This is a genomic window from Streptomyces caeni (genome assembly GCF_042678285.1).
Taxonomy (GTDB): Bacteria; Actinomycetota; Actinomycetes; order Streptomycetales; family Streptomycetaceae; genus Streptomyces; species Streptomyces caeni.
Genome location: NZ_JBHUDX010000001.1, coordinates 19,473 through 45,287 on the forward strand (window position 1 = coordinate 19,473; position 25,815 = coordinate 45,287).

Annotated in this window: 20 protein-coding genes and 3 pseudogenes; 12 read left to right on the top strand and 11 right to left on the bottom strand. The window is 71.5% G+C overall.

What is annotated here, in order from left to right:
• Positions 1–897: 897 nt before the first annotated feature.
• Entirely contained in the window at positions 898–1,824 is a 927-nt protein-coding gene (locus tag ACFSL4_RS00115; protein WP_381076651.1) for a UTP--glucose-1-phosphate uridylyltransferase, read from the top strand.
• A 61-nt stretch (positions 1,825–1,885) separates the two neighbouring features.
• Positions 1,886–2,764, top strand: a complete 879-nt coding sequence (locus ACFSL4_RS00120) for a DMT family transporter (RefSeq protein WP_381076654.1) — start codon at positions 1,886–1,888, stop codon at positions 2,762–2,764.
• A gap of 428 nt (positions 2,765–3,192) precedes the next feature.
• Here the strand turns inward: ACFSL4_RS00120 and ACFSL4_RS00125 are convergent.
• A pseudogene (locus ACFSL4_RS00125) lies at positions 3,193–3,378 on the bottom strand (glycosyltransferase family 2 protein); the annotation flags it as partial.
• A 171-nt stretch (positions 3,379–3,549) separates the two neighbouring features.
• Here ACFSL4_RS00125 and ACFSL4_RS00130 point away from each other — a divergent pair.
• Complete coding sequence (locus ACFSL4_RS00130; RefSeq protein ID WP_381076657.1) at positions 3,550–4,557, top strand: Ppx/GppA family phosphatase; 1,008 nt, start codon at positions 3,550–3,552, stop codon at positions 4,555–4,557.
• Between the two features lie 174 nt (positions 4,558–4,731).
• On the top strand, positions 4,732–5,589 hold the full coding sequence (locus ACFSL4_RS00135) for a fructosamine kinase family protein (RefSeq protein WP_381076659.1): 858 nt from the start codon (positions 4,732–4,734) through the stop codon (positions 5,587–5,589).
• 312 nt (positions 5,590–5,901) lie between these two features.
• Here ACFSL4_RS00135 and ACFSL4_RS00140 read toward each other — a convergent pair whose 3' ends face one another.
• On the bottom strand, positions 5,902–6,111 hold the full coding sequence (locus ACFSL4_RS00140; RefSeq protein ID WP_381076661.1) for a hypothetical protein: 210 nt from the start codon (positions 6,109–6,111) through the stop codon (positions 5,902–5,904).
• 72 nt (positions 6,112–6,183) lie between these two features.
• Between ACFSL4_RS00140 and ACFSL4_RS00145 the strand changes: the two genes are divergently transcribed.
• Positions 6,184–6,978, top strand: a complete 795-nt coding sequence (locus ACFSL4_RS00145) for an N-formylglutamate amidohydrolase (protein ID WP_381076664.1) — start codon at positions 6,184–6,186, stop codon at positions 6,976–6,978.
• Positions 6,979–7,040: 62 nt separating this feature from the next.
• Here ACFSL4_RS00145 and ACFSL4_RS00150 read toward each other — a convergent pair whose 3' ends face one another.
• From ACFSL4_RS00150 to ACFSL4_RS00160, 3 genes are all read right to left on the bottom strand, one after another.
• Positions 7,041–9,428: a M4 family metallopeptidase gene (locus ACFSL4_RS00150; RefSeq protein ID WP_381076666.1), complete on the bottom strand. Its 2,388-nt coding sequence runs from the start codon at positions 9,426–9,428 to the stop codon at positions 7,041–7,043.
• A gap of 266 nt (positions 9,429–9,694) precedes the next feature.
• The gene (locus tag ACFSL4_RS00155) at positions 9,695–10,180 is read right to left on the bottom strand and encodes a DUF2000 domain-containing protein (RefSeq protein WP_381076669.1); all 486 of its coding nucleotides are present in this window, start codon (positions 10,178–10,180) and stop codon (positions 9,695–9,697) included.
• Positions 10,181–10,395: 215 nt separating this feature from the next.
• Positions 10,396–10,887, bottom strand: coding sequence for an Lrp/AsnC family transcriptional regulator (locus tag ACFSL4_RS00160; protein WP_381076672.1), 492 nt, complete (start codon positions 10,885–10,887; stop codon positions 10,396–10,398).
• A gap of 309 nt (positions 10,888–11,196) precedes the next feature.
• Here ACFSL4_RS00160 and ACFSL4_RS00165 point away from each other — a divergent pair, with 309 nt between their 5' ends.
• Complete coding sequence (locus ACFSL4_RS00165; RefSeq protein ID WP_381076675.1) at positions 11,197–11,406, top strand: hypothetical protein; 210 nt, start codon at positions 11,197–11,199, stop codon at positions 11,404–11,406.
• A 531-nt stretch (positions 11,407–11,937) separates the two neighbouring features.
• Here ACFSL4_RS00165 and ACFSL4_RS00170 read toward each other — a convergent pair.
• Positions 11,938–12,378 carry an Lrp/AsnC family transcriptional regulator gene (locus ACFSL4_RS00170; RefSeq protein WP_381076678.1) on the bottom strand — a complete coding sequence of 147 codons (441 nt, stop codon included), beginning with the start codon at positions 12,376–12,378 and terminating at the stop codon, positions 11,938–11,940.
• A 43-nt stretch (positions 12,379–12,421) separates the two neighbouring features.
• Positions 12,422–13,771, bottom strand: coding sequence for a transaminase (locus tag ACFSL4_RS00175; RefSeq protein ID WP_381076681.1), 1,350 nt, complete (start codon positions 13,769–13,771; stop codon positions 12,422–12,424).
• A gap of 222 nt (positions 13,772–13,993) precedes the next feature.
• Between ACFSL4_RS00175 and ACFSL4_RS00180 the strand changes: the two genes are divergently transcribed.
• The gene (locus tag ACFSL4_RS00180) at positions 13,994–15,253 is read left to right on the top strand and encodes a hypothetical protein (protein ID WP_381076684.1); all 1,260 of its coding nucleotides are present in this window, start codon (positions 13,994–13,996) and stop codon (positions 15,251–15,253) included.
• Between the two features lie 152 nt (positions 15,254–15,405).
• Here ACFSL4_RS00180 and ACFSL4_RS00185 read toward each other — a convergent pair whose 3' ends face one another.
• The gene (locus ACFSL4_RS00185) at positions 15,406–15,879 is read right to left on the bottom strand and encodes a hypothetical protein (RefSeq protein ID WP_381076686.1); all 474 of its coding nucleotides are present in this window, start codon (positions 15,877–15,879) and stop codon (positions 15,406–15,408) included.
• Positions 15,880–16,298: 419 nt separating this feature from the next.
• Between ACFSL4_RS00185 and ACFSL4_RS00190 the strand changes: the two genes are divergently transcribed.
• Positions 16,299–16,529 (top strand): DUF397 domain-containing protein, encoded by a 231-nt coding sequence (locus tag ACFSL4_RS00190; RefSeq protein WP_381076689.1) that lies wholly within the window; start codon positions 16,299–16,301, stop codon positions 16,527–16,529.
• Between the two features lie 99 nt (positions 16,530–16,628).
• Positions 16,629–17,549 (top strand): helix-turn-helix domain-containing protein, encoded by a 921-nt coding sequence (locus ACFSL4_RS00195; protein WP_381076691.1) that lies wholly within the window; start codon positions 16,629–16,631, stop codon positions 17,547–17,549.
• Positions 17,550–17,586: 37 nt separating this feature from the next.
• Here the strand turns inward: ACFSL4_RS00195 and ACFSL4_RS00200 are convergent, their stop codons facing one another.
• On the bottom strand, positions 17,587–18,405 hold the full coding sequence (locus ACFSL4_RS00200) for an SAM-dependent methyltransferase (protein ID WP_381076694.1): 819 nt from the start codon (positions 18,403–18,405) through the stop codon (positions 17,587–17,589).
• Positions 18,406–18,839: 434 nt separating this feature from the next.
• A pseudogene (locus ACFSL4_RS00205) lies at positions 18,840–19,387 on the bottom strand (DUF4360 domain-containing protein); the annotation flags it as partial.
• A 737-nt stretch (positions 19,388–20,124) separates the two neighbouring features.
• Between ACFSL4_RS00205 and ACFSL4_RS00210 the strand changes: the two are divergent.
• Together ACFSL4_RS00210 and ACFSL4_RS00215 are read left to right on the top strand one after the other, a co-directional pair.
• Positions 20,125–20,358, top strand: coding sequence for a hypothetical protein (locus ACFSL4_RS00210; protein ID WP_381076696.1), 234 nt, complete (start codon positions 20,125–20,127; stop codon positions 20,356–20,358).
• A gap of 1,917 nt (positions 20,359–22,275) precedes the next feature.
• A pseudogene (locus ACFSL4_RS00215) lies at positions 22,276–23,979 on the top strand (SpoIIE family protein phosphatase); the annotation flags it as partial.
• 108 nt (positions 23,980–24,087) lie between these two features.
• On the opposite strand, the gene ACFSL4_RS00220 reads toward ACFSL4_RS00215, so the two are convergent.
• Positions 24,088–24,618 carry a hypothetical protein gene (locus tag ACFSL4_RS00220; RefSeq protein ID WP_381076699.1) on the bottom strand — a complete coding sequence of 177 codons (531 nt, stop codon included), beginning with the start codon at positions 24,616–24,618 and terminating at the stop codon, positions 24,088–24,090.
• Between the two features lie 262 nt (positions 24,619–24,880).
• On the opposite strand from ACFSL4_RS00220, the gene ACFSL4_RS00225 reads away from it, so the two are divergent.
• The gene (locus tag ACFSL4_RS00225) at positions 24,881–25,381 is read left to right on the top strand and encodes a hypothetical protein (RefSeq protein WP_381076702.1); all 501 of its coding nucleotides are present in this window, start codon (positions 24,881–24,883) and stop codon (positions 25,379–25,381) included.
• Positions 25,382–25,815 lie beyond the last annotated feature (434 nt).

A 25,815-nucleotide genomic window follows, 5' to 3' on the forward strand; every position in this document is an offset into this window, starting at 1 on the left:
CGCCGCCCCCCAGGCCCCTGCCGCCGCCCCCGAGGGCGGTGGCGGCAAGGGCAACGAGGGCAAGGGCGGCTACGGCCACCGCCGTCGGGGCCACTACATCGGCCTCATCCACATCAACGAGCGGACCTACACCGCTTTCCCTGGCGGCTGCATCACCGTCGTCAGCGGACTCGGCTCCAAGAGCCTCAACGTCCGCAACGACAGCTGGAAGACCGTCGAGGTCTTCAACGGCGCCACCTGCGACAACGGTTCGCCCATCGCCACCGTCGGCCCGCACAGCTCGAGCAACGGGCTGTACCCCCGGCGCGTCCGGGGTGGGCTGCGCGTCCACCACGGAGTGGTGGGCAGCTTCCGAGTCGTCCAGGACTACCGCCACGGTTACGGCCGCGGCTTCGGCGGCTTCGGCGGCTACGGCGGCTACGGCGGCTACGACAAGTAACCGAGTCACTCATGTGACCTGTCGAAGGGAAACCCCGGCCCGCCGGAATCGGGCCGGGGTTCCGGTCTGAGGCGTGTCGTCCACGACTGCCCGGCACCAGCCGGTCCAGTCGTCAGGAGTGGTCGTCAGCACGTACGACCCACGGAGGGCGATCACACTCTCGATGCCGATCAGGAACCCGGCAGCGTGCCCGTGCGGCGCATGCTGCCGGGTTCCACGCTGCCGGGCACCCGGTCCCGGTTCACAGGCCCGGCCCCGGCGCGGGGAGCCGGCGCCCGCGGAAGGGGGTCATGCGTCCGGAGGGACCTCTCACCCGCCTCGGTGAGAACGCCGCGGAAGACCGGCCATGGGCGTTGCCGGGTGATGGGCGACCGTTCCCCCGGCAGCCCCGCGCGTTGGTAACGTCGGCGGATGCCGTGCCGGCCGGCGCGGTGTGCCGTTCGACCGGGAGAGACCCGATGTCCCCGACGATCCGCAGGGCCGTGATCCCCGCTGCCGGTCTGGGCTCCCGACTGCTGCCTCTGACCAAGGCCACGCCGAAGGAGATGCTGCCCGTCGGCGACAAGCCGGTGATCGAGCACACCGTGCGCGAACTGGTGGACTCCGGCATCACCGACATCACGATCGTCGTCTCCGGCGGAAAGTCCCTCGTCCAGGACCACTTCCGGCCCAACCCCGCGCTGGTCGCGCAGCTGCGCGCCGACGGCAAGACGGCGTACGCGGACGCGGTGGAGGAGGTCGCCGAGCTGGCCCACAAGGGACACATCACCTACCTCGACCAGCACGGCCCGTACGGCAACGGCACGCCCGTGCTGAACGCCGCCCGGAACACCGGGGACGAGCCGGTGCTGGTGCTGTGGCCTGACGACGTGTTCGTGGCCGAGGTGCCCCGCGCGCAGCAGCTGATCCGTGCCTACGAGCAGACCGGCTGCCCGGTGCTGGCCCTGATGCCCGTGGACCCGGCCGGCTCCCGGCGCTACGGCGTGCCCATCGTCAAGGAGGACCTCGGCGAGGGGCTGCTGCGCATCACCGGCCTGGTCGAAAAGCCCAAGCCCGCCGACGCGCCGTCCTCGTACGCGGCCATCGGCGGCTATGTCGTCACGCCCGGCATCATCGACGAACTGCGCGAACAGACCCGGCGGTGGTACGAGCACCGGCAGGGCGAGATCTACCTGACCGACGCCCTCAACGCCTACGCCGCCACCCGCGCCGTGTACGGGCAGGTCATCCAGGGCCGCTGGTACGACACCGGCAATCCCGCCGACTATCTGGTCGCCCAGATGGCCTCCGCCCTCGCCCACCCCGAGTACGGCCCCATCCTGCGCCGCCTCGTCCACGAACTCGACGTGCCCGTGGACTCCGGCGAGGACACCACCGCGGTCTGACACGCCGCCCGGCTGCCCCGGCCGGGGAGCCGCGGGCGACGTCCCGGGGCATGCTGGAGGGGTGATCGGGCTCGCCGCACTGTTCGCCGTCATGGGGGCCGCCAGCAACGCGGTGGGGACCGCCTTCCAGCGCAAGGCGGCGTCCACCGTGCCGCGTGGCGGGGGGCTGCGGCTGGTGCTCGACCTCGCGCACCGCCCCGCCTGGCTCATCGGTGTAGCCGGGGTCGTCGGCGCCGCGCTCTTCCAGGCGCTGGCCCTGGTGAACGGACCGATGTCGCTGGTGCAGCCACTCTTCGTCCTTGAGCTGCCCTTCGCCCTGCTGGTCGTGGCCCGGCTCATGGACCGGCGGCTGCCCCCCGCGGCCTGGTGGGCGATCACCGGGGTGGTCACGGGGCTGGCCGTGGTGCTGGGGGCGGCCGCTCCCTCCGGAACACGGCATGACGCCCCCATGGACCGATGGGTCCCGGCGCTGGCGGTGTGCCTCGGGGCGATGGCCGCAGCGGTCGCCCTGGCCCGCCCGGGCCGCCCGCCGCTGTTCCGCGCCGCCGTGCTGGGGACGGCCGCGGCCATCGGCAACGCCCTCACCGCGGCCCTGCTGAAGTCCGCCACGGGCACTTTCGCCGACCGGGGGCCGACGGCCTTCCTGGAGTCCTGGCAGACCTACGGGTTCGCGCTGACCGGCATCGGGGCGGTGCTGCTGCTGGAGAACGCGCTGCAGGCGGGCTGGCTGGCCGCATCGCAGCCGGCGCTGACCATCGGTGACGCCACCGTGAGCCTGCTGCTGGGCATCATGCTGTTCGGAGAGCGGATCCGCACCGGGTGGTGGCTCCTGCCCGAGGCGATCGGGGTCGGGCTCATCGTGTGGGGCGTGGTGAGGCTCAGCCGTGTGGTGTCCGCCCTCCCTCAGGCAGGCACCGCACCCGTCACCGGCGACGTCTGAGTTTGCGGGCGGTGTCCACGCCGCACACGCGCGACGAGGTGGCCTCGATGGCGCTGACGGGCGCGCTGATCCCACCCACCGCGGCACCGGCACTGGCTGCGCGGGCGCGTCGTCCACCGGCGGACGCGGCCGCTCGGCAGGGACGGCGCCGGTGTGCCGTCGCGCACGCGGCGGCAGCCGGTTCCGGAACGGGTGGGGCCATGACCGGACATTCCTCCCTCCCCCCGCCGCCCTGCGGCGCCCGGCAGGTCCACGAGCGGGCCCTGGCTGCCGGGCTGCACGGCAGGCCGCTCCACCGGGTGTGGGCGGGATGCCGTGCCGCCGGGGAGACTCTCCTGCGCCCCGGGGGGGCGGCGTCGCCCATCGTGGCAGGCGGGAGGGCCGAGTCGTCGCCGTGCGCCCTCGGCACACATGCCCAGCACCCGGCAGGTGACAATCCGGCCGCGGGCCGCGGAATCGTAGAAGAGCAGCGTCTCCTCGCCGCCGAAGAACAGCACTCCGTGGTAGCCGCCCGCGTCGAGAAAGGCCCGGCGCCGGACGACGGCCGCGCAGGCGAGGAAGCCCAGGACCGGGCGGCCCGGCAGATCGGGGGCGGGGGGCAGCGGCGGGCGGGCACCGTCTTCCTTCCGCCGCGGGGAGAGCCCTGTCGCGGGCGCCGGCGCGGGACCGCTCGCGTGGAGGGGGACGGCCGGAGGCGGGCGGGGATTCGGGTGCCCCGTCGGGTGGCTGTCGTACCGGATCGCCGGGTGAGGCATCCTCCGGTCCGGCCTGGGTACGTCCGGCCCATGCGGATGAGCGTGATTGACGTCGGTTCGAATACGATCCGCCTCATGGTGGCGGACGCGGAGCGCGGTGTGCCGTTACCCGTGCACACCGCGAAGTGGAAGCAGCGGCTGTCGGAACAGGCCGACGAGGACGGCCGTCTGGGCGAGGCCGCGGTGGCGCACCTGGTCCGGGCGAGGGCCGCCGCCGCGGCGACCGCCGAGCGATGGGGGGCCGACGCTCCCCTCGCGTTCGCGACGGCGGTGGTCCGCGACGCGCCCAACCGGCAGGAGATCCTCCAGGCCGTACGGAGCGAGACCGGGGTGCCCCTGTGCACGCTGCCGGGCGAGGTGGAGGCCGATCTGACGTTCCTGGCGGCCCGGCGCTGGATGGGCTGGCGTTCCGGGCCTGTGGCGTTGATGGACATCGGCGGCGGTTCCCTGGAGGTCGCCTTCGGCCGGGGGCGGCTGCCGGACTTCGCCGCGTCGCTGCCGCTGGGGGCGAACCTGCTGACCCGGGAGTACTTCGCTCAGACCGATCCGCCCTCCGCCGCGGACATCAGGGCCCTGCGCCGCCGGGTGCGCCACGAGCTGCGGGACGTCGCCGCGCGGATCCGCTGGGAGCGCCCCTGTACCACCGTGGCGACCTCGCGTACGTTCCAGCAGCTGGCACGGCTGTGCGGTGCCCCGGTGGGGCGCCGTGGCCCCTTCGTGCCCCGCCGGTTGCGCCGGGGCGATCTGCGCCGTGCCATCGACGAGCTCGCCGCCCTGCCCGCCGCCGAACGATCGCAGCTGCCGGGGATCTCGGCCCCCCGGGCCCGCCAGAGCCTGGCCGGCGCCATCGTGGGGCACACCGTCATGAGGCTGGGCAACGTGAAGACGGTGACCATCTGCCCCTGGGCCCTCAGGGAGGGGGTCCTCCTGCGTTCCATCGAGGACGGTGCGGGGTGGTGGTCCGAGGCCGTGCGGGACGGCTCCGCCGACGCACCTCGGTGTGCCCGTCCGCTGCACGTCGCCGGGCCACCGGCGTGACCCGGGGCGGCCTCCGCGTCCCGGCGTCCGTGCCTCGGGGAATCCTCGCCCCCGTGATGACCGGGAGTTTCGCCCGCACGGTGTGCCCGCACCCGGGCGAACGTCCTGCTGCCGGCGCCTGGGGCGTCGTACGGTGACGGCGTCGTTCCAGGGTGGCTCGAAGGGAGGAACGAGATGCCGGCTGCGGTCGAAGCCGCAGTGGCCCGCCTGACCGGACGCGCGGTGACCGGCCTGCGTCCGCTGTCCGGGGCGCTGACCGAGGCCACCCTCGACGACGGCCGGGTGGTGATGGTCAAGCGTGGCGACACGCCCGCCGCGCTACGGGCCGAGGCGGCGGGGCTGCGCTGGCTGGCCGAGGCGGGCGCGGTCCGGGTCCCGGCGGTCCACGGACACGACCGGTGCCGGCTGGTGACCGACCGCGTCGCCATCGGGCGGCCGGGCGCCCGGGCCGCGGTACGCCTCGGCCGCGGTCTGGCGGCGGTGCACGCGGCCGGCGCCCCCGCGTTCGGGGCCCCGCCGCCCGGCGGGCCCATGGACGCGTACATCGGCCGCGCGCCCATGCGCAACGTGCCCGGCACGGACTGGCCGAGCTGGTACGCCGGGCAGCGGGTGCTGCCCTATGTGCGGCGCGCGGTGGACAGCGGAACGCTGCGCCGCACCGAGACGGCCGTGTTCGACCGTGTCTGCGAACGGCTGCCCGAGCTGGCCGGGCCCGGTGAGCCACCCGCCCGGCTGCACGGCGACCTGTGGAACGGCAACGTGCTGTGGGGCGCCGACGGGCACGCCTGGCTCATCGATCCGGCCGCGCACGGCGGACACCGCGAGACCGACCTGGCCATGCTCCACCTGTTCGGCTGCCCGCACCTCGGCGATGTGCTGGACGGCTACCAGGAGGCGGCACCGCTCGCCGACGGCTGGGCGGAGCGCATCGGGCTGCACCAGCTCTTCCCCTTGCTGGTGCACGCGGTGCTGTTCGGCCGCGGCTACGCCGAGCAGGCCCTCGCGGCGGCCCGCGCGGCGCTGGCGAGGTGACTCGCCGCGGCCGTCGCCCATGGCCGGCGGCGTCGCCCGGCACGGCAGCAGCACCCGTGGCCGGCCCCCAACCGTGGTGCTCCGGTGCGCCGCCACGCCGGCCGGTCACCGTGGTCCAGCCCCGGGGAGTGCGGGTGCCGCCGAGTTCGACGGTTCCGTCGGCGATCTGCGACACCGTGATCCGCCTGCCGGGGCAGCGGGCGCCGAGCCAGGTGGCCAGTTCCGGCGTGGTCAGCGGTGCGGGGTCCGCCGCGACCGTCCATACCGCCGGCCCGCCGAAGACGGCCGCCTCGATCCGCCGGAGCCAGTGGATCAGTCGATCCGTGCGGCCGTGAGCACTTCGGCGAGGTCCGGCAGGCCGAGCCCCTGATGGGTGATGCGGCCGTAGGGCTGGTCGGGCCAGTGGATGTCGCCGCGCACCTCGTGCCCGTCGGGCTGCGGCCCGACGAGCAGGTCCGCCGTCCGCTCCAGCCACGCGGCCACCGGGCCGTCGCCCCGCCGCCACACCAGGGGATCCCCCACCGCAGTGCTCCCTCCCTGTCTTTGGCCGCCGGCGGGTACGGTCACCTGGTCATCGCAACGGAAGGAACCGCCATGTCCCGCGCCGCCGCACCCTTCGAACTGCTGCCCGGTGCCGGCGACTCACCCGTGATTCTCCATGTACCGCACTCCGCACGCCGGATTCCGGCGGCGGTACGCCCGGGCATCCTGCTCGACGACGCGGCCCTGGCCCGCGAACTGGACCACATCACGGACGCGCACACCGCCGAGCTGGCCCGTCTCGCCGCGGGGGCCGCCGCGCTCGCGCCCTGGCGGTTCGTCAACCGGCTGTCCCGGCTGGTGGTCGACCCGGAGCGGTTCCCCGACGACCGGGAGGAGATGCTGGGGGTGGGCATGGGTGCCGTGTACACCCGCACCACGCACGGTGTTCCACTGCGGCCGGCCGGCTTGGACCCGCAGCCGCTGCTGCACCGCTACTTCCATCCGTACGCGCGGGCGATGACGGCGGCGGCGGCGGACCGGCTGGCCGTCGCCGGGCGGGCCGTCGTCCTCGACGTCCACTCCTATCCCGCCGTCCGCCTGCCCTACGAGCTGCACGGCGACGGCCCCCGGCCGCCCCTCTGCCTGGGCACCGACGCCTTCCACACACCGCCCGAGCTGGTCGCCGTGGCACGTGAGGTGTTCGCGGAGTTCGGGGGGACGGGCCTCGACAGCCCGTTCGCCGGGGCCTATGTGCCCCTGGAGTTCTACGGTACGCAGCCGCGGGTGACCGCCTTGATGGTGGAGATCCGGCGCGATGTCTACATGACGGAACCGGGCGGGGCCCCGGGGCCCGGGCTCGCCCGTGTGGCGTCGGCGCTGGCCGCCCTGGTGGACTCCGTGTCCTGACGAGCGCGGACACGGCGTGGGGGCCGCCCGGGTGGACGGCCCCCACGGAGAGAGAGATCGGGTCAGCCGGTCGTCAGGGCCGTGTCGTCGACGACGAAGCTGGTCTGCAGCGAGACGTCCTCAACCCCGCTGAACTTCAGCGTCACCGTGGAGCCAGCGAACGAGGACAGGTCGAAGGACTTCTTGGCGTACCCGGAGGCGGCGTTCAGGTTCGAGTACGTCGCCAGCGTGGTCGACCCGGCGGTCACCGTCAGCTTGTCGTACGCGGTGCTGCTGGTGGTCTCCGACGTGTCGATGTGCAGGTAGAAGGTCAGCGTCGCCTTGCAGCCGGCCGGGATCGTCACCGACTGGGACAGCGTGTCGGTGTGGGAGGAGCCGTAGCCGTCGAGCCAGGCGTAGTACGAGCCGCCGTGCGCCGCCTCACCGGTGCTGTTGGTGATGACGCCGCTCGTGGCGCTCCAGGTGGTGTTGCCCGACTCGAAGCCCGGGTTGCCCAGCAGCTGCGTCGTGCCGCAGCCGCCGCCGGCCGAGACCACGGTCCAGGTGAAGCTCGCGGTGCCGGTGGCACCCGTGCTGTCGGTCACCGTCACCGTGGTGCTGTAGGTGCCCGCCGTCGTCGGGGTGCCGGAGACGACACCGGTCGAGCTGTTGATCGACAGACCGGAGGGCAGGCCGGTGGCCGCGTAGCTGAGCGTGCCGCCGTTGGTGCTGGAGGCCGAGATCTGCAGGCTCACCGCGGTGCCCACGGTGGAGGACTGGCTGCCCGGGTTGGTGACCGTCACGCCGGAGGAGGGCGGCGTGATGTGGCTGCCGACGTTGATCCCGGCGAAGGCGTTGCCCACACCGGCGTACTCGGCGGAGTTGGTGCCGTACAGCGCCGCGGCCGCGTTCAGGGCGGCGGTGCGGGCACCGGCGTAGTTGGTGCTGGACGTCATGTACGTCGTCAGCGCCTTGTACCAGATCTGCAGCGCCTTGTCCCGGCCGATGCCGGTGACGGCGACGCCGTCCGAGGTCGGGCTGTTGTACGTGACGCCGTTGATGGTCTTGGTGCCGCTGCCCTCGGAGAGCAGGTAGAACATGTGGTTCGCCGGGCCCGAGGAGTAGTGCACGTCCAGGTTGCCGATGCCCGAGTACCAGCTGTCCTTGGACCCGCCGTCCTTGCTGGGCTTGTCCATGTAGCGCAGCGGGCTGCCGTCGCCGTTGATGTCGATCTTCTCGCCGATGAGGTAGTCACCGGGGTCGGAGCTGTTGTTGGCGTAGAACTCGACGCCCGTGCCGAAGATGTCGGAGGTCGCCTCGTTCAACCCGCCGGACTCACCGCTGTAGGTGAGGTTCGCGGTGTTGGAGGTGACGCCGTGGCTCATCTCGTGGCCCGCGACGTCCAGCGAGGTCAGCGCGTGGGTGCCGCCGGAGCCGTCACCGTAGGTCATGCAGAAGCAGCTGTCGTCCCAGAACGCGTTGACGTACGCGCTGCTGTAGTGGACGCGGGAGTAGGCCGCGACACCGTCGTTCTTGATGCCGCTGCGGCCGAAGGTGTTCTTGTAGAAGTCCCAGGTCTCCTGGGCTCCGTAGGCGGCGTCCGCGCCGGCCGTCTGGGTGTTGGACCCGGACCCGGTGCCCCAGACGTCGTCGGAGTCGGTCATCAGGGTGCCGGTGCCCGACGTGCCGTTGTTGAGGTTGTACGTCTTGTGCCCGCCGCGCGTGGTGTCGTACAGCTGGTACGTCGAACCGGACAGCCTGGTGTTCAGGCTCACCGTGCCGCTGTACTGGGTGTTGCCGGTACCGGTCTTGATGTCCTGGAAGCGGTGGAGCTCCTTGCCGGTGGTGGCGTCCGTGATGACGTGCAGCCGGCTGGGCGTGCCATCGTCCTGGAGCCCGCTGATCACCGTCTCCCAGGCGAGCTTCGGGGTGCCGTCGCCGGCCCAGACGACCTTGCGGGCGCTGTCCGTGGAGGGCTGCCGGGCGTCGAGGGCCTTCGCGGCCTTCAGCGCCTTGCCCTCGGCGGCCGCCTTGGTGAAGGCGGGCGTGGTGGAGGGAACCTTGATGGCCCGCTTGGTGTTGAAGGTGGTGCTCACCGTGCCGGTGGCCTGGGAGGCCGGCGGCGTGTGCACGATCAGGTCGCCGCCGAGGACGGGCAGGCCCGCGTAGGTGCGCTCGTAACGGGTGTGGAGCGTACCGTCGTTGTCCTTGATGACGTCCTTGACGACCAGCTTCTCCTTCGCCCCGAGGCCGAGGGAACGGGCGGTCTGCGTCGTCTTCTGGCTCGCGCCCTTGATCAGCGCGGTGTGCTGGGCGGGGGTGAGCTTGGCCTCCAGGCCCCCGGTGCGCAGGGTTCCGGCGTGGGGGGCCGGTTTGGCGGCTGCGGGGACCGCCTGGATGCCGAGGGCGAGGAAGGCGGCGGTGGCCACCAGAGCGCCTGCCGCCGTCGTCTGACGGGGGATACGTCTCACTCGTACTCCTACTGCTGCGGCCGTGAGTCCTACGGCCGGTGACAGACCGGACAGACGGGACGTGCTGTCCGGAGTGAGCTGAGCAGTGCGGGACCGTGACCGTGACCAGGCCGGACGCGGCCTGCACACGGCTGCAGGCAGGTTGCCAGTGTTGATCGGTCCATGTCATTCGCAGAACGGGGATTCGAGGGTTATCCCTCGGCCGCCCCGCACCGAACCCCGCACGTTCCGTCACCAAAAGGCCGGGGGCAGAGCCCCGTCCCGGGTCAGGGCAGCAACGGCAGCTTCCCGGCGATCTTGCCGACACGGTTGCGCGGGCCGACGATGCTCACGGCGCAGTAGGCGAGGTCCTCGGCGGCGGTCTTGCCCACGACGGCCCGGTAGTCGGCGTAGACACGCGCCTCCTGGGCCGCGGCCGGCATGTCGGCGACGAACGTGTCGGCGTACGCCGCGGCCTTGTCACGGGCGATGCGGAGCGCGGCGGCGTCCGCGGCGAGAACCGAGCAGCCCGCCCAGGGCAGCCCGGGATGCACGGCACCCTCGGCGTCGGCGACGTCGTCGCCGAGGAGACCGCCGACCGCCGACTGTGTCGCCGCCGCGACGCAGATCGCGGCGTTGACTGCGCGGCCCGGCGGCAGGTCTCGGTCGACGATCACGACCCATTTCAGCCGCGCCGCGCGGGTGGAGACGGTGGGGGCGCGCTCCTCGGGCGCGAATCCGATCCCGGTGCGGGGTGTCGTGGCGTCGGCCATGTCCTCATCTCCTGCGTCTTTCTGCGACTCGGCAAGAAGATGGTAGGCATCTGTGTGGAAGAGGCGGGGAGCCGCCGAATCTTCTTCGCATACCGCCTCCGCCGGCCCACCGGTGGCGCACTTCGTGCGGTGGTTCGAGGTGATCGAGGCCGGACGTACGGCCGGTGGAGGACACCTGGGGCAAGACGACCGGGTGGCGGGCGTCCGCCCCGTCGTCATCGGGACGTGCGACGGGCCCGCGCCCTTTCGGCCGCGGGTTCGACGCGGCGGGACTGGACGTGTTCGTACGCCATGGTGGTCTGCACGTCGGCGACCTCGCGGCGTTCGGTGAGACGGTCGATGACGAACGCGTAGACGCCGTTGACGTCCGCAACGGCGATGTGGATGAGGAAGTCGTGCGCACCGGAGGTGACGAACAGACCGATGGTCTCCGGCAACCGGGCCGCCCACTCGCGAAACCCCTCGATGACGGGCCTGGCCGGCGGCCGGATGCGGACCGCGATGAGGGCCTGGACCGGGCGGCCCACCGCCTCCAGGTCGACCGCCGCGTGAAAGCCCGTGATGACTCCGCGCTCCCGCAGTGAGCGCACCCGCTCCAGCGAGGTGGACGGGGACACGCCCGTCTTGGCGGCCAGGTCCCGGTTGGTCTGCCGTGCGTCGTTCTGAAGTTCCCGCAGCAGGGCGCGGTCCAGTGCGTCCAAGTCCATGGGGCCAGCCTACGCCGCACGATGTTCGGCGATCACCGGCATACTCCGGACATGTGCCGGTGCCACTCGGTCCACCCCCCTGCGGCCACGGACACGCTCGGCGTGACGTTCCGTGGTCATGTGTGCGGCGGCCGTGTTTCATCCCCCACAGGAGAGCGGGGTTCGCCGGATCCGCGGCCAAAGGACCTGTCTCCCCCGGGATGCGCGCGGCATCATCTCATTGAAAGGTGATATGAGGGGTGGTGCTCCGCCCGCGCACTTCTGATCTGCGGGTGCCACCACCGCGGACCGACTCGCGGAGGAGACATCATGTCGACGTCACAGCCTGAAGCGTCCCGTCGTCCGTCCGATGACCGGGCCACGCCGGACCGCCTGCTGCACGCGGCTCCGGCCTCGGAGCCGTCACCGGAGGATCTGGTCCTCGCCTCGGGCAAGGACATCACCCCCGAGACCCTGGCCTGGGCGCAGCGCAAGCTCGCGTCCGAAGGGCAGGCCGCGCTCGACAAGCTGCTGCCGTAGCCGCCGCCCCGATCCGGGATCACCGCGCCGGAGACGGCGCGCGCTCCGGTGCGGTGATCCCGGATCGGCGGGGGCAGACCGGCCGCGGTGACGCACGTCAAACGGGTACCGGCAGACCGTTCCCGCCGTCCGCCTCCTGCGCCCCGGCCGCGCCGGCCGCGCACCGCCCCCGACCTCCGCGCTTCAGGTTTCCCGCGCGCTCTCCGTTTCCCGGCCCTCACATCCGGGACCAGCAGCGGGGCCCTTACTCTCGTGTTTCGACGCGTGTGCCCCTTCACGGGCGCGCCATGCACATCTCCCCTTCCGTGCACGTCCCTTCGCCACGATCGCGAGGGCGGCCGCGCCCGTCCCGGCGCCAGTGCCCCGGCAGGCGACGTTCGCCCGTCAAGGAGCGGCGTCGTGGGGACACCGCCCGCGTGAACGGAGCCGAGCGTGGAGGCACCGCCCGCCCGAACGGCGCCGAGCGCGAGGGGAGCGTGCTCTCGGCGTGCCGGACACCGCGGGCACCGCACAGGACTTTCGAAACACCCCCTAGCCCACGTTCCAGAGGAACCGGTGGGTGTGGATGCCGAAGTAGGGGAACGACTGCACACGCTCCACACCGTCCGCGGTCCGGACCACGTCGTTGACGAAGTCGAGCAGTTCACGCGGTCCGGCGCAGACGACCTCGACGAACAGGTCGAAGCCGCCCGAGGTCAGGACCGAGTAGACGACTTCGGGGTGCGAGGCCAACGCGTCGGCGACCGCCCGCGGATCGCCGTCGACGCTGACGCCGAGCAGGGCCATGGCCTGGCCGCCCATCCGCATCGGATCGGTGACCCCGACCACCTGAACCACCTTGGCGTCGAGGAGCCGTTGCAGTCGCTGACGGGCCGCGGAGGCGGAGAGGCCGACCTTCGGGCCTAGGTCGGCATAGGCGACACGGCCGTCGGCCTGCAGCTCACGCAGGATGGCCCGGTCGATCTCGTCCACGTTGTTCCTCCCCGGCGGTGGGTGCCCAGCCTACCGACGCGGGTCAGCCCGCCAGCTCCGCCAGGGCGGCGTCGAACACCTCGGTGTGGGTGTCGACGTCCCGCTCGGTGGTCGCCGGGCACATCAGTGCCATGTTGTGGAACGGGGTGAGCAGCACGCCCCGGTTGGCCAGGTAGAGGTGGAGGTAGTCCTCCAGCTCGGCGTCCGCGGCGGCCGCGGACCGGGTGCCGGTGCGCGGGGCGGGGTCCGCGAACCGGTATTCGGTACGGGCGCCGAGCCTGCTGACCGACCACGGCAGTTTCCGTCGTTCGACGCAGGCCCGCACACCGGCCTCGAAGCGCTCGGACAGCTTCGCCATTCCGGCGAACGCCTCGTCCGTGAGGACGTGTTCCAGGGTCGCCCGGGTCGCGGCGACCGACAACGCGTTGCCCGCGAGGGTGCCTCCGACGCCGCCCATGTCGACGAGGTCGAGGTCGTCGCGGCCCAGCAGCAGTTCCGCCAGTTCGGCCGACAGCCCGTACGCACCCGCCGGGATGCCGCCGCCGATCGCCTTGCCGATGGTGAGCATGTCCGGTTCCAGGTCCCAGGCGGCGGTGCAGCCTCCGGGGCCGGCCGAGAAGGTGTGCGTCTCGTCGTTGATGAGCAGGGCGCCGGACCGCCGGGTCAGCTCGCGCACCCCCGCGAGATAGCCGGGCTCGGGAAGCACGATGCCGATGTTGGTGAGCGCGGGCTCCATCAGGACCGCGGCCACATCACCGTGGGACAGCTCGCGTTCGAGCTGGTCGAGGTCGTTGAACTCGGCCACCCGGCTGGTCAGGGTGACGTCGCAGGGCGCGCCGACGTTGCCGGGCCTGGCGGTCCCGTGCCCGTCCGGCCCCACCACGATCAGCGACTCGTCGACACTGCCGTGATAGCAGTAGCTGTTCACCAGGATCTTCGGACGATCGGTGACCGCCCGCGCGAGCCGGATCGCCCACCGGTTGGCGTCGGTCGCGGTGAGCGAGAAGCTCCAGCGCGCCAGGCCGAAACGACGGGTCAGTTCCGCGCCCACCCACTCGGCGTCCTCCGTCGGCAGCATCGCGGTCGCGCCGCCCAGCTCGGCGAAGCGCGTGTGGACGGCCGCGGCGACCGCGTCCGGGGAGTGACCGGCCATCGCACCGGTGTCACCCAGGCAGAAGTCGATGTATTCGTGTCCGTCGACGTCCGTGACACGGGCACCGCGGGCCGCTGCGAGATAACGGGGGAACGCTCCGGCGGTCTTGTTCATCCACGTCATCGGCACCCGGCCGAAGAGGTGGTCGGCGCGTGCGTAGGCGGCCCTCGAACGCGGGTTCCGCCGCTCGGCGTCGGCGCTCTCGCGGGCGAGGAGCTCTCGCAGACGGCTGCGGTCCATGGTGTACCCCACTTTCAGCGACGCATGATGACGAAGACTGTACGGCTGAAATGAGTTCTCCACCAATGTTTGGCGATTGAATCAGTTGCACTAACGCTCGAATCGAGCGCATCCACATGCTGACGCAGACCAAGGGATCAAGCCCGGACCTCGCCTCCGGGCGAATGACATGCGCGGACCATACTGGGAGGCACACCTCGCCCCGATCTTCCAGAGTGATCCATGCCAAAGTCCTCCACCGCCCGCGCGACCGCTCCCGACACCGTGTGGCTGGCACGCGGGCGGCACCTCGGCCCGGGTGCCGAACAGGCCGTCCGGCAGCGGCTGCGGGACCTGAAGAGCGACGCGGTCATCCAGGACCACCTCGAATTCGACGGTTCCTGCGACGGCCCGTCCGGCGCGCCCGCAACGTCCGACGCGCCCGGCACCGCCGACCACGTCTTCGAGGCCCGTTGGCTCGTCGACGACCAGGTCGTCGTGCGCGCCCGTCTGACCCTCGGGGCACCCGGGGGCATCGACGACGCGCGGGACTGGGTGCTGGTGGCGGAGGCGGAGCGGCCCTGGGACCTCGGCTGGCCCTCACCCGCCACCGTGTTCTGGCCCGAGGACTCCGGGGTGCCCTGGGACCATGACGTGGTCCACGGCCTGCGCTTCCGCGAGACGAACCGACTGCCGGCGGACGACCGGGCGCTCCGTCGACTGCTCAAGGACTGCGTGCGCCGCTCGTGGAGCATCCATGTGATCGTCCACGAGGCGATGACCCCCGACGAACGCGGTCGACTCCCCCTGGTGCCGCTGCTGCCGCCGGGGGTACGGCACCGCGTCGTGGAGCACCGGGCCGCGCCCGGGCAGTTCCAGGTGGTGAACTGGGCGCTGGACGGCCTGGGCGCGCGGGTGCCCCGCGGAGGTGCCGTGGTGCTCCCCGCAACGCCGGGCGGGTCCGGGGACCGGCCCGGGGACGACGGGCACGCCTTCGCCGTACGCACGGTGTTCCTCGACGGGTCGCGGCCCACGGAACTCATCGACGCCGTGCGGCGCTGCGCCGAGTCGCCCCGCCCCCTGCCCGAGGGCGCCGAGGCGGCGCTGACCGGACTGCGCGAGCGGTGGCATCTGATGACACCGGAGGAGGAACTGGCCCAGGCGCGCCGTCAGATCGCCGCCTACGCCGAGGCCCTCGACGCCATGACGAAGTCGCGCGACCTGTACCGGGAGGCGGCCGAACTCGCCCACGAGGCGCTGGCGGCCTACCGCGAGTCCTCCGGTCCACTGCCGGCATCGCGGCGCGAACCTGGCGAGCGGGAAGGCTTGTCCTTCCGGGACCGCCTGGCCATGTCCCTGGACCGTGTGCGCGAGGGCGCCCGGCTCCTGCGCGCGCCGGCCTCGGACGGTCAGGCGCCGGGTGGCGCCGGCACCGACGAGGCCGCGGAGTCCGGGGAGGCGCCCTCCCCGGCCGGGTCGCCGGAGACACGGGACCGAGCATAGATCGTGGTCTGCGCCTTTGCGCGTGATCGCTGGTACACCACTGTGGGGCACCATCCCGGGCGCGCGGATACCCGTGTCCGCGAGGGACGTTCGAGGTCGTGGCCGGCCGCCGGCGCGGACCGTGCGGGCCTCGGGGCCGACGGCCGCGGCTCTCAGCGGGCCAGCGTGGAGGCGAGTTCGGTCGCGGCCTCGACGAGGGCGGCATCCGGTTCGGTGAGCAACTCGCGCAGGACGCTCCGCTCGGCGTGCACGGCGCGGCGCGCCTCCCGCTCCCAGCCCACGTAGTCGTGGTGGTGGTTGAGCAGCTTCGGATAGACGGAGGCGGTGCTCTCCCACTGGCGGGCGTCGGCGATGTTCTTGAGCAGGTGGACGATCTGCACCCGGCAGGTCACCTGGGGAAGCCGGGCCAGTTCCCACAGGAAGGGGACGGTGGCGGCAGTCGCCTGCTCGACGACGAAGCCGTACTGGCAGATGCGCTCTCTGAGGTCGCCGAGCGCAGCCCGGGCCGTGGCCTCGTCACCCCAGGCGACGCTGTGGAGCAGGAAGGGGATGGCTCCCGCCGATCCGCTGGAATCCTTGATGGCGTCCCACGGCACCTTCCCCAAGTTCTTCAGTGGCGTTGCCATTTCCGCTCCCCGTGAACAGTGTGGGCCCCGGGCCCCCGGTCCGTCCCTTCCCTCCCGGCGGCGCAGTGTCATCGCTCTTCGCGGCCCTTCTGGCGGGCGCGCGGAGCGCTCGACACCACGCTCGTCGACACCGCGCCCGGGGACCGGCGCGGGCGGTCGTTTCTGCCCGGGCCGGGGTCTCCGCGTGGCGGTCTGACACTCGGTGCGCATGTGCTGATGACACGGCATCTCCCTGATGCGAGGTCAGCATGCGGTGTCAATACTGCGATTGACGCCCCCGCTATTATCCATGCTGTCAGTATCGTCGTGCAATTGCATGGGAAATTGCACGACGGGTAGAGGTACAGGGGACCGATGTGGTGCACTCCGCCCGCGCGTGCCCGCTGCCACCGTGGCGGAATGTCAGCAAGGAGACTGTGGTGCCATCAGTGCCGAACGGGATACGGGCCAGCGCCCTGGACGCCCGCTGGATCAAGAGCCGGCACAGCAATGCCGAGGGCAACTGCGTCGAGGTGGCCGCCCTCGCCGACGGGGCGGTCGCCCTGCGCAACTCGCGCGATCCGGACGGACCCGCCCTCGTCTACACGCCTGCGGAGGTGGCTGCCTTCCTGGCCGGCGCCAGGGACGGGGAGTTCGACCACCTGGTGTGATGCGGGCCCCTACGGCGCCGTGCTGTCGGCGCATGCGGCAGGGCCCGGCGGGATGCGACAATGCAGACCCGTTTGCCGTCGGCCAGCTGGGAGCCAGGGATGTCCGCAGAGTCGCACCGCATCTCCCGCCTCGAACCGTATCTGAAGCGGACGGAGCCCGCACCGACTCTGCTGAAGATGCTGGTCGGCGTGCAGTTGGCGGGTATCCGTGAAGACGCGGGGCTCTCCCAGGAGCAGGCGGCACGGGCCCTCGGTTTCAGCCCCGCGAAGCTGTCCCGCATCGAGGCGGGGAAGAGCCGGCGTCCGCCCAGGGAGGGCGATGTCCTCGCGCTGCTACGGCTGTACGAGGCCGACGCCTACGAGAGTTCGGTTCTGGTCGAGTTGCTGCGGCGCGCCGGTGAGCCCGGATGGTGGCAGCGCTACGACAAGCGGCTGATGCCCGAGTGGTTCGACCGGCTGGTCGGGCTTCAGGAGGCGGCGGCCGCCATCCGTACCTTCGAGATCCAGTACGTCCCGGGGCTGTTGCAGACCGCCGCCTACACCCGGGCGGTGGTGGAGCGCGGCCTGCCGACGGCGTCGGCAGCCGAGGTGCGGCGCCGGGTCGAGCTGCGGATGCGCCGACGGGAGCTGTTGCTGCGTCCGGACGCGCCCCAGCTGTGGGCCATTGTCGATGAGTCGGTCCTCATGCGCGTGCTGGGCAGTCGCGAGGTGATGCGCGAACAGATGGAACACCTCGTCGAGATGGCCCAGCGCCCGCAGGTGACCGTGCAGATCGTGCCGTTGGACGTGACGAACGCGTCGGCACCCGCCATCCCCGTCACCTACCTGCGCTTCGGCGGACTCGATCTGCCCGACATCGTCTATCTGGAGCACATCCGCAGCGCCAACTTCCTGGAGGACCGGGACGAGACCGAGGAGTACCGGGTGGCGCTGGACCGGCTCGCCGACGAGGCACTCGATCCCCGTGAGTCGCTCGCGCTGCTGCACAAGACGCTCGAAGAGCGCTACTCCGCCCGATGACGGGGCGGAGCACCTTCACCAGCGGGCGGCACCCGGGTCAGCGCAGGCGCCCCACTCCGCCGAACTCAATCCACTCCTGGGTGAGTTGACGGGGCACCACATCAGAGTCGGGTCGCCAGGTGGACACCTCGACCAGACCCGGTTCGAGGATGTCCATACCCTCGAACCAGGCCGCCACGTCCTTCTCCTGGCGCACGCGTCCCCAGTGTCCCTGCGTGGCCTGGTCCATGAAGTCGGTGACGAAGGCCCGGACCTCGGGATCGTCGCTGACCAGCTGGCACATCACCATGAAGCTGCCGGGCACGAGCCGTTCGGCGACCCGACGGACGAGGGCCGGCGGCCCGTCGGTCTCGCTGTCCGGAATGCAGTGCATCACCGAATTGAAGAGCACGGCCACCGGCTTCGAGAAGTCGATCAGGCGCCGCGTCTCAGGCCGGGAGAAGATCGTCTCCGTGTCCCGCATGTCGGCCTGGATCACGGCCGTGCGCTCGTCCTCCTCCAGCAGGGCGCGACCGTGCACCAGAACCATCGGGTCGTTGTCCACGTACACCACGTGGGAGGCGGGGTCGACACGCTGGGCGACCTGGTGGACGTTGTCCTGGGTGGGCAGCCCGGAACCGTGGTCGAGGAACTGCCGGATGCCGTACTCCGCGGCCAGCGTCCCGACCACCCGCTGCAGGAAGCGCCGGTTGTTCAGGGCCAGCGCCCGTGTGCTGGGCACGACCTTGTCCAGTTCCCCGCATGCCGCCCGGTCGGCCGCGTAGTTGTCCTTGCCGCCCAGGTAGTGGTCGTACATGCGGGCGGCCGTCGGCACCGAGGCGTCGATCGACGTGGACAACTGCCTGCCAGGCTGCATCGTTCCCCCAGATCCCAGTCGTTCCGCCGAGACCGCTCGACGGGCAACCCATCCTAGAGATACGGCATTTGCAGATGCCAGTCCTCGAACGAAGGACGTGGTCGCGGCGCACGACGGTCAACTGCCCGAAGAGGAAAGCGCGGTGCGCAAGAGCCGGAGCGGCACGGCGGCGGCCGGGCCCGGTGGCCGGCCGGGTCGAGGTGCGGCCGACCGCCCACCCGGAGGTCCGGGGCCGGACGCCGGGGTGTTCGGGGTCGCGAACCGCGCGGCCGAAGCCGTCCCGTGTCCACCCGGCCGCCCTCGGTCTCAGCCGCGCCACGGCGGTACGGGGGTGTCCCCGTACCGCCGTCGCCGAGCCCGGCGGACGCGTGCTGTCGGCCCGGGCTGCAGGCGGCGCACCGCGGCGGCCGCCGCCAGCAGCGGGAAGGCGGCCGTCAGGACGCGGGGCACTCCTTCCAGGCCAGGTGGTAGACGGTGCTGATGTCACCGTCGGTGGAGTCCATCGTCATGAAGCTGGTGCTGCCCGGCGCCGAGGTGCCGGCACTGACGCGGAGTTCGGTGTTGATGTTGAAGTTCCGCTGCACACCGCAGGGTGCCCAGACCAGCTGGGCCCAGTCGGTGCTGTCCGTCGCCTGCCAGTTGTCGTCGTACGGCCCGTTGAACGGGTGGGTGATCGCCGCGGTGTTCGGCGAGCCCTGGAAGTAGCACGACGCCTTCTCCGTGCTGCCGGCGCCCGGCTGGAGCGAGGCGAAGCCTCGGTAGTCCGCGCTGGCGATGGCGTAGGTGAAACCCTGCGGCACATGCACGATCAGGTTGAGCCGGCAGTTCTTCCGGAACGCGGTGGGGTCGGAGTTCCCGCCGACCTGGGCGAGGTAGTCGCTGTAGGTCACGGTGAAGGCGGTGTTGTCTGGGGAGACGGCGACCGCGGCGGTGCCCTGGGGCAGCCGGAGCCGTTCACCGTGGCGACCTTGATGACGAGCCGTCTCCGGCCAATCGCCGCGAGCACACCAGGACCCGCGCGCCGCACACCCCGCACCCCGGGGGGCCCACGCGTACGCACGTCCGAACGCGGGCGCCTTGGCCCCGGGCTCCCGGTCAGGGCACCATCACCGGCATGGCAACGACCACACGCCCGCACCCCCGCTCCGCCCTCCGGACGACCCCGTGAACCCGGCCCGCGTCCCCGGCCTGATCGTGCCTCTCGTCCTCCTGTTCGCGCTCGTGGCCGGCGCGGTGTGGTACTGGCACCACCGCAACGACTAGGGGGTGTTTCGAAAGTCCCCGCACAGCATCCACGGCGCCCGGCACGCTCCCCCAGGCTCTTCGAGCAGGGGGCACCCCCACTCGCCGCACCGGCCGAAACCCCGAGTACGTCCAGTACGAGGGCTTTCGTCCGGCACGCCGAGAGCACGCACCGGACACCGCGGGCACCGCACAGGACCTTCGAAACACCCCCTAGCCGGAACTCCGCACAGCGGATCTTCACTCGCAGGAGTGAAGATCGCAGGGTGGGAGCAGACCCGCTCGACCATGACCGGCGCATCTGCCCGGGGCGCACCCCATCCATGATCCGCTGGTGCGCCGCGGCACCGTGGCGGTTCGACGAGGTAGCGGGCGTCTCGGTGCCGTGTTGGACTGGGTGAGCAGAGTGCTCGTCACTTCGGCGCCGATCCACGCCGTAGTACGACATCGGCCAGATTCAGGGGTACGCCACAGAGCGTGACATTGAGGATGCGGAGGCGGCTCATGGCGGAGTCGCGGGACGACGAGCAGCTCAGTCTGCGCCTGACGGCCGTAGCGGCGTTGGGGTTCGTGCTGATCGTTCCGCCGTTCTTGGCGCGGTTCGATCGCATGGGCCAGATCTTCGGCGTCCCGATCCTCGCGGTCTACCTGTTTCTCGTCTGGGCGATCGTGATCGTTCTGGTCGCCGTGATCGGCGGCAGATCGAGGTAGGCCGTGCTCCAGACCTGGTTCATCGTCGCCGTCTCGGCCGGGTACCTCGGTCTGCTCTTCGCTGTGGCCTCCTACGGTGACCGGCGGGCGGACTCCGGTCGGAGCGTCATCAACAATGCCACGGTCTACGCGCTGTCCTTCGCCGTGTACGCCACCTCGTGGACGTACTACGGCAGCGTGGGCTGGGCCGCCAGGGCCGGAGTCGGCTTTCTGCCGATCTACCTGGGGCCGACACTCATGCTCGCGCTGGGCTGGCTGGTGCTGCGCAGAATCATCCGGATCAGCCACCGGCACCGGGTCACCTCGCTGGCCGACTTCGTCTCCGCCCGCTACGGCAAGAGCACCGCGCTGGGGTGTCTGGTGACGATCATCGCCGTGGTGGGGGTCGTGCCCTACATCTCGCTGCAGCTCAAGGCGGTCTCCATCACCTTTGCGGTCATTCGGCGGCACCCCGAGGTCACCTCCACCCCGGAGCTAAGACACATCCCGCTGTTTCAGGACACCGGGTTGTACGCGGCGCTGGTGCTCGCCGCGTTCACCATCGTCTTCGGCACCCGTCATCTGGACGCCACCGAACGCCATGAGGGCATGGTCGCCGCCATCGCGTTCGAGTCCGTGGTCAAGCTCGTGGCGTTCCTCTCGGCCGGGATCTTTGTGGCCTTCTGGATGTTCGGGGGGCTCCACAACCTGTTCTCCCGGGCCGCGGACGCCGGTCTGACCACGCTGTTCACGCTACGAGAACAGACCGGCTACGGCATGTGGGTCTGGCTCACGGTGCTGTCCATGCTGGCGATCGTGCTGCTGCCCCGGCAGTGGCAGATCAGCGTTGTCGAGAACGTCGACGAGAGGCACCTCAAGAGGGCGATGTGGTTGTTCCCGCTGTACCTGCTCACGATCAGCATCTTCGTGCTGCCGATCGCAGCCGGCGGGCTTCTGCGGTTCGGAAAGGCCGTCGACGCCGACACCTATGTGCTGACCCTGCCGATGGCCGGAGGGCAGCAGGCACTCGCACTGCTCGTCTTCATCGGCGGCCTCAGCGCGGCCACCAGCATGGTCATCGTCGAGACGATCGCGCTCAGCACCATGGTGTCGAACTCACTCGTGATGCCGCTGCTGCTGCGCAGCAAGTCCCGGCTGGCGCACCGGGACAACCTCGCCGGGCTGGTGCTGGGCATCCGCCGGGCGACCATCGTGCTGGTCCTGCTGCTCGGGTACGCCTACTTCCGGCTTGCGGGCGAGGAGACGGCACTGGTGTCGATCGGCCTGGTGTCGTTCGCGGCTGTGGCACAGTTCGCACCCGCCATCCTGGGCGGCCTGTTCTGGAAGGGTGGTACCCGCCGGGGCGTGCTGGTCGGCCTGGTGGCGGGTTTCGCCGTGTGGGCGTACACCCTGGTGCTGCCGACCTTCGCCGACGCCGGGTTGCTGTCCGCTTCCTTCTTGCGGGAGGGCCCGCTCGGCATCGGGCTGCTCCGGCCACAGCACCTGTTCGGCGTGACGGGAATGGACCCGATCAGCCATGCGATGTTCTGGAGTGCACTGCTGAACTTCGGCGGGTATGTCGCAGTCTCCCTCGCGGACCGGCCGGACGCTGCCGAGCGGGCGCAGGCGGTGCAGTTCGTCGAAATCCTCGAAGGGCCTGTCAGGGGGCGGCGCTGGCAGGTCCGCGCCACGGTCGGCGAACTGCAGACCCTGCTGGAGCGCTTCCTCGGGCGGGAGGGCGCCCAGCGGGCGTTGCGCTCCTACCCCGGAAGAAGACCCGACTCACTGGCGGCCGAAGCGCCCCCCGATCTGGTCCACCACGCGGAAGCCCAGCTCGCCGGTTCGGTGGGCGCCGCGTCCGCCCGGCTTGCGGTCGCCGCGGTGGCCGGAGAGGAAGAGGTCGGCACCGATGAAGTGATGGAGATGATCGGCGAGGCGTCGCAGCGCGTCGAGTTGGTACGGCGGCGGCTGAAGTTGCTCTATGACGCGACCGGCGGCATCGGCACCACCCTCGATGTGACCCGTACGGCCGAAGAGCTGACGCAGGTCGCCGTTCCCAGCTTCGCCGACTACGTCACCGTCGACCTGGCCGAGTCCGTGCTGCGCGAAGAGGAACTGGGGATGAACGGCATCAGCACCGACAGTAAGCGGATGCAGCGCGCGGCCGTCAGCGGCATCCGCGACGACGCTCCCTTCTTCGCCGTCGGCGACGTGATCACTTTCGGGCCGTCATCACCACAGGCCCGCAGCATCGAGAGCGGGCAGGCGGTCCTGGTGCCTCGGCTGCGTGATTCCACGCGATGGCAGGCGATGGACCCCGCACGGGGCTCCCGCATCATCGACTTCGGAGTCCATTCGCTCATCTCGGCGCCGCTGTCCGCCCGCGGCGTGCTGCTGGGCGTCGTCCACTTCTGGCGCTCCGAGAAGCCCGAGCCCTTCGACCAGGACGATCTCTCCCTCGCGGCCGAACTGGCCACCCGGGCCGCCGTGTCCCTCGACAACGCACGCCGCTACACCCGCGAGCACGGCTTGGCCGTGGCGCTGCAGCGGAGACTGCTGCCCCGCGCGCTGCCCGAACAGAACGCCGTCGAGGTCGCTTCCCGTTACCTCCCCGCGCAGGAGGGGGTCGGCGGCGACTGGTTCGACGTCATCCCGCTGCCGGGCGCCAGGGTCGCGCTGGTCATGGGCGACATCGTCGGGCACGGACTGCATGCCGCGGCCACCATGGGGCAGCTGCGCACCGCCGTGCACAACTTCTCCACCCCCCTGGACCTGCCGCCCGACGAACTCCTCAGCCATCTCGACGAGTTGGTCGCCCTCATCGACCAGGACGCGATCGCGGCCGGCGACAAGACCACCGTCACCGGCGCCACCTGCCTGTACGCGGTCTACGACTCCGTGTCCGGCAACTGTGCCATCGCCAGCGCCGGCCACCTGGCGCCCGCGCTCGCACACCCCGACGGGAGGGTGGAGTTCCTTGACGTGCCGTCCTGCCTTCCCCTCGGCATCGGCGGACTGCCCTTCGAGGCCGCCGAGTTGCGGCTGCCCGAGGGCAGCAGGCTGGTCCTGTTCACCGACGGGCTCATCGAGCGCCGCGACCTGGACATCGACAACGGGCTCCGGCTGCTCCGCGAGACGCTGGCGCGCGCGGACCAGTCACCCGAGGAGACCTGCGACGCCGTGCTCGAAGCCCTGCTCCCGGAGACCCAGAGCGACGACATCGCGCTGCTCGTCGCCCGTACGCGGGTGCTGGGGGCCGGGCAGGTCGCCGAGTGGGACGTGGAGTCCGACCCCGCGGCCGTTCGCCGGGTACGCGCTGCCGTCTCCGCCCGGCTCGTGGAGTGGGAGCTGGAGGACCTCGTGGACACCACGGAGCTGATCTGCAGCGAACTGATCACCAACGCCATGCGCCACGCCACAGGGCCCATCAAGGCGCGGTTGATCCGCGACCGTGCGCTCATCTGCGAGGTCTCCGACCACAGCAGCACCTCCCCGCATCTGCGCTATGCGACCGGCACGGACGAGGGCGGACGGGGCCTCTTCCTCGTGGCCCAGTTCGCCGAGCACTGGGGCACGCGCTACACCAAGGACGGCAAAGTCATCTGGGCCGAGCAGGCGGCGCCGGGGACCCTCGGCGGCTGACCACCCGGCGATCGCCTGCGCGCCGGCCGAGCGGGACCTGCTCCGGCCGCGGGCGATCGCGTCCGGCACCGGGCGATCCGGTCGTCATGGCCGGCGGGGGCCGGGCAGTCAGCCCCGCCCTCGCTCCGCCTCCTCGCGCAGGAAGGTACTGATCTGTCCGGCCAGGCTCTCGCAGGCGCCGTCGGAGCGGGCGCCCGTGCCGGGCAGGCCGTCCCGCACCGTCATGTCGCCGGACCACAGATAACGGTCGGCCCATTCGTCGTCCACCTTCAGCTGCACCTGGATGTCCACCTGGCCCGGGCAGGATTCCGGGGCGGCCGCATAAAGGACGGCGGTCGCGCGGCGCAGCGGATAGAGATCGAATCCCTCGATGAATTGCGAGTTGCGCCAGTCGAGGAATGCACTCTCGCCGTCGGAGCCGGTACGGATGTCGAGGTGGCCGTCTTCGAGGTGGATACCCACGGGTTCCCCCATTCGGTTTTCGACCGTCACCCGGAAACGGAAATAGACCAGCCCCTGAGCGGCCTCGTCGCGACCGCGCGGCGGCTCCGCTTTTTCCAGGCCATGGACCCGGACGCGCAGCCCGGCATGCTCGTCTGCGCATTCCTGCCAGTCGCCGATCACATTGGGCTCACGCACAAGTACACCTCTCCCGCTTCGCGTCATGTTTCCTATCCGCGCGCGCAACAAAGTGTCAAATGCGGAGAACACCTCATGGCCGGGAGGTTTGCCGTGCTTGATCACCGATCAAGCCGTGCCCAGCCACAATCCTCCCGTGGGCACACCCACGGCGGCCGGGCACGTGTCGCACATCACGTCCACCCCGTCCTCGGTGAGACCTTTCCGGGTGGCCTCCCGAAGGCCGCCCCGCGGCACAGCGGCTGCTGGCACACTGCCCCGCATGGCCCCGATCACGCCCACCCGCGCCCTGCTGCTGCTCGTCAGCGGGCTGGTCTGCCTGATCACCGCGAGCGGCGCCCTCATCGGCTCGCTCTTCGGGGGCGCGCGAGTCGCGCTCGTGGCGGCGGCGTGCGCGGGCGCGGCGGCGGCCCTAGGCGCCTCCCTCGTGTACCGGCGTGCCCTGGCGCACTTCGCCGCGGCCCGGCGGCAGGCCGGGATCCGCGGCTACGCCGAAGGCATCGCGCACGGAGTCCTGCTCCACGTCGCCGTGTACGAGGCCGCCGTCTTCCCGCGCACCGGCGTCACCGGAGTCACCCCCGAGGAGTGTGCCGCGCGGCGGACCGTCGCCTACCGGATGGCCGCTCTGGAGGAGGTGTCCCGGCCGGTCCGGGAGGCCGCGGCCGACGCGCTCGCTCTGCTCGACGCGGCCGACCGCACCGGCGCCGAGGAGGCCGTGGCCCAACTCGCCTCTGTGGTACGGCAGGAGTACGCCCGCCCCTGAACGGCCGGGAAGCATGCCCACCTGGAGCGCGCCGAGGACGCTGCCGGGCATCTCCGGCACGGCGCGCCACTTCACCGTGATCAAGGCGACGGCCCCGGGCGGCTGACCGAGGGACAGATCGTAGTGGCGCACGTCGTAGCCGCCGTTGCCGACGAGCGGGAAGCAGGGATCGCCCGCCGCGGAGGAGCCCGCGGTGCCGGCCGCGACCGGGCCCGCGGCCGCGAACAGAGCGGCGAGGGCGACGGGAACCGTCGAGGTGACGGCCTGTCGGGGAAGGACGGTACTGCGTCCGGCGGTCTGCCCGCGGGGTGGCGTCACGGTGGCTCCTGTGGAGGGGGTGATCGCTGAGCGGCCGGCCCAGGGGGCCGCGCCGTCCCGCAATCGCCTCCGTTCGGCCAAGTTCCCGCGTGTCGGACGGGGTTCCGCCTGCGCGG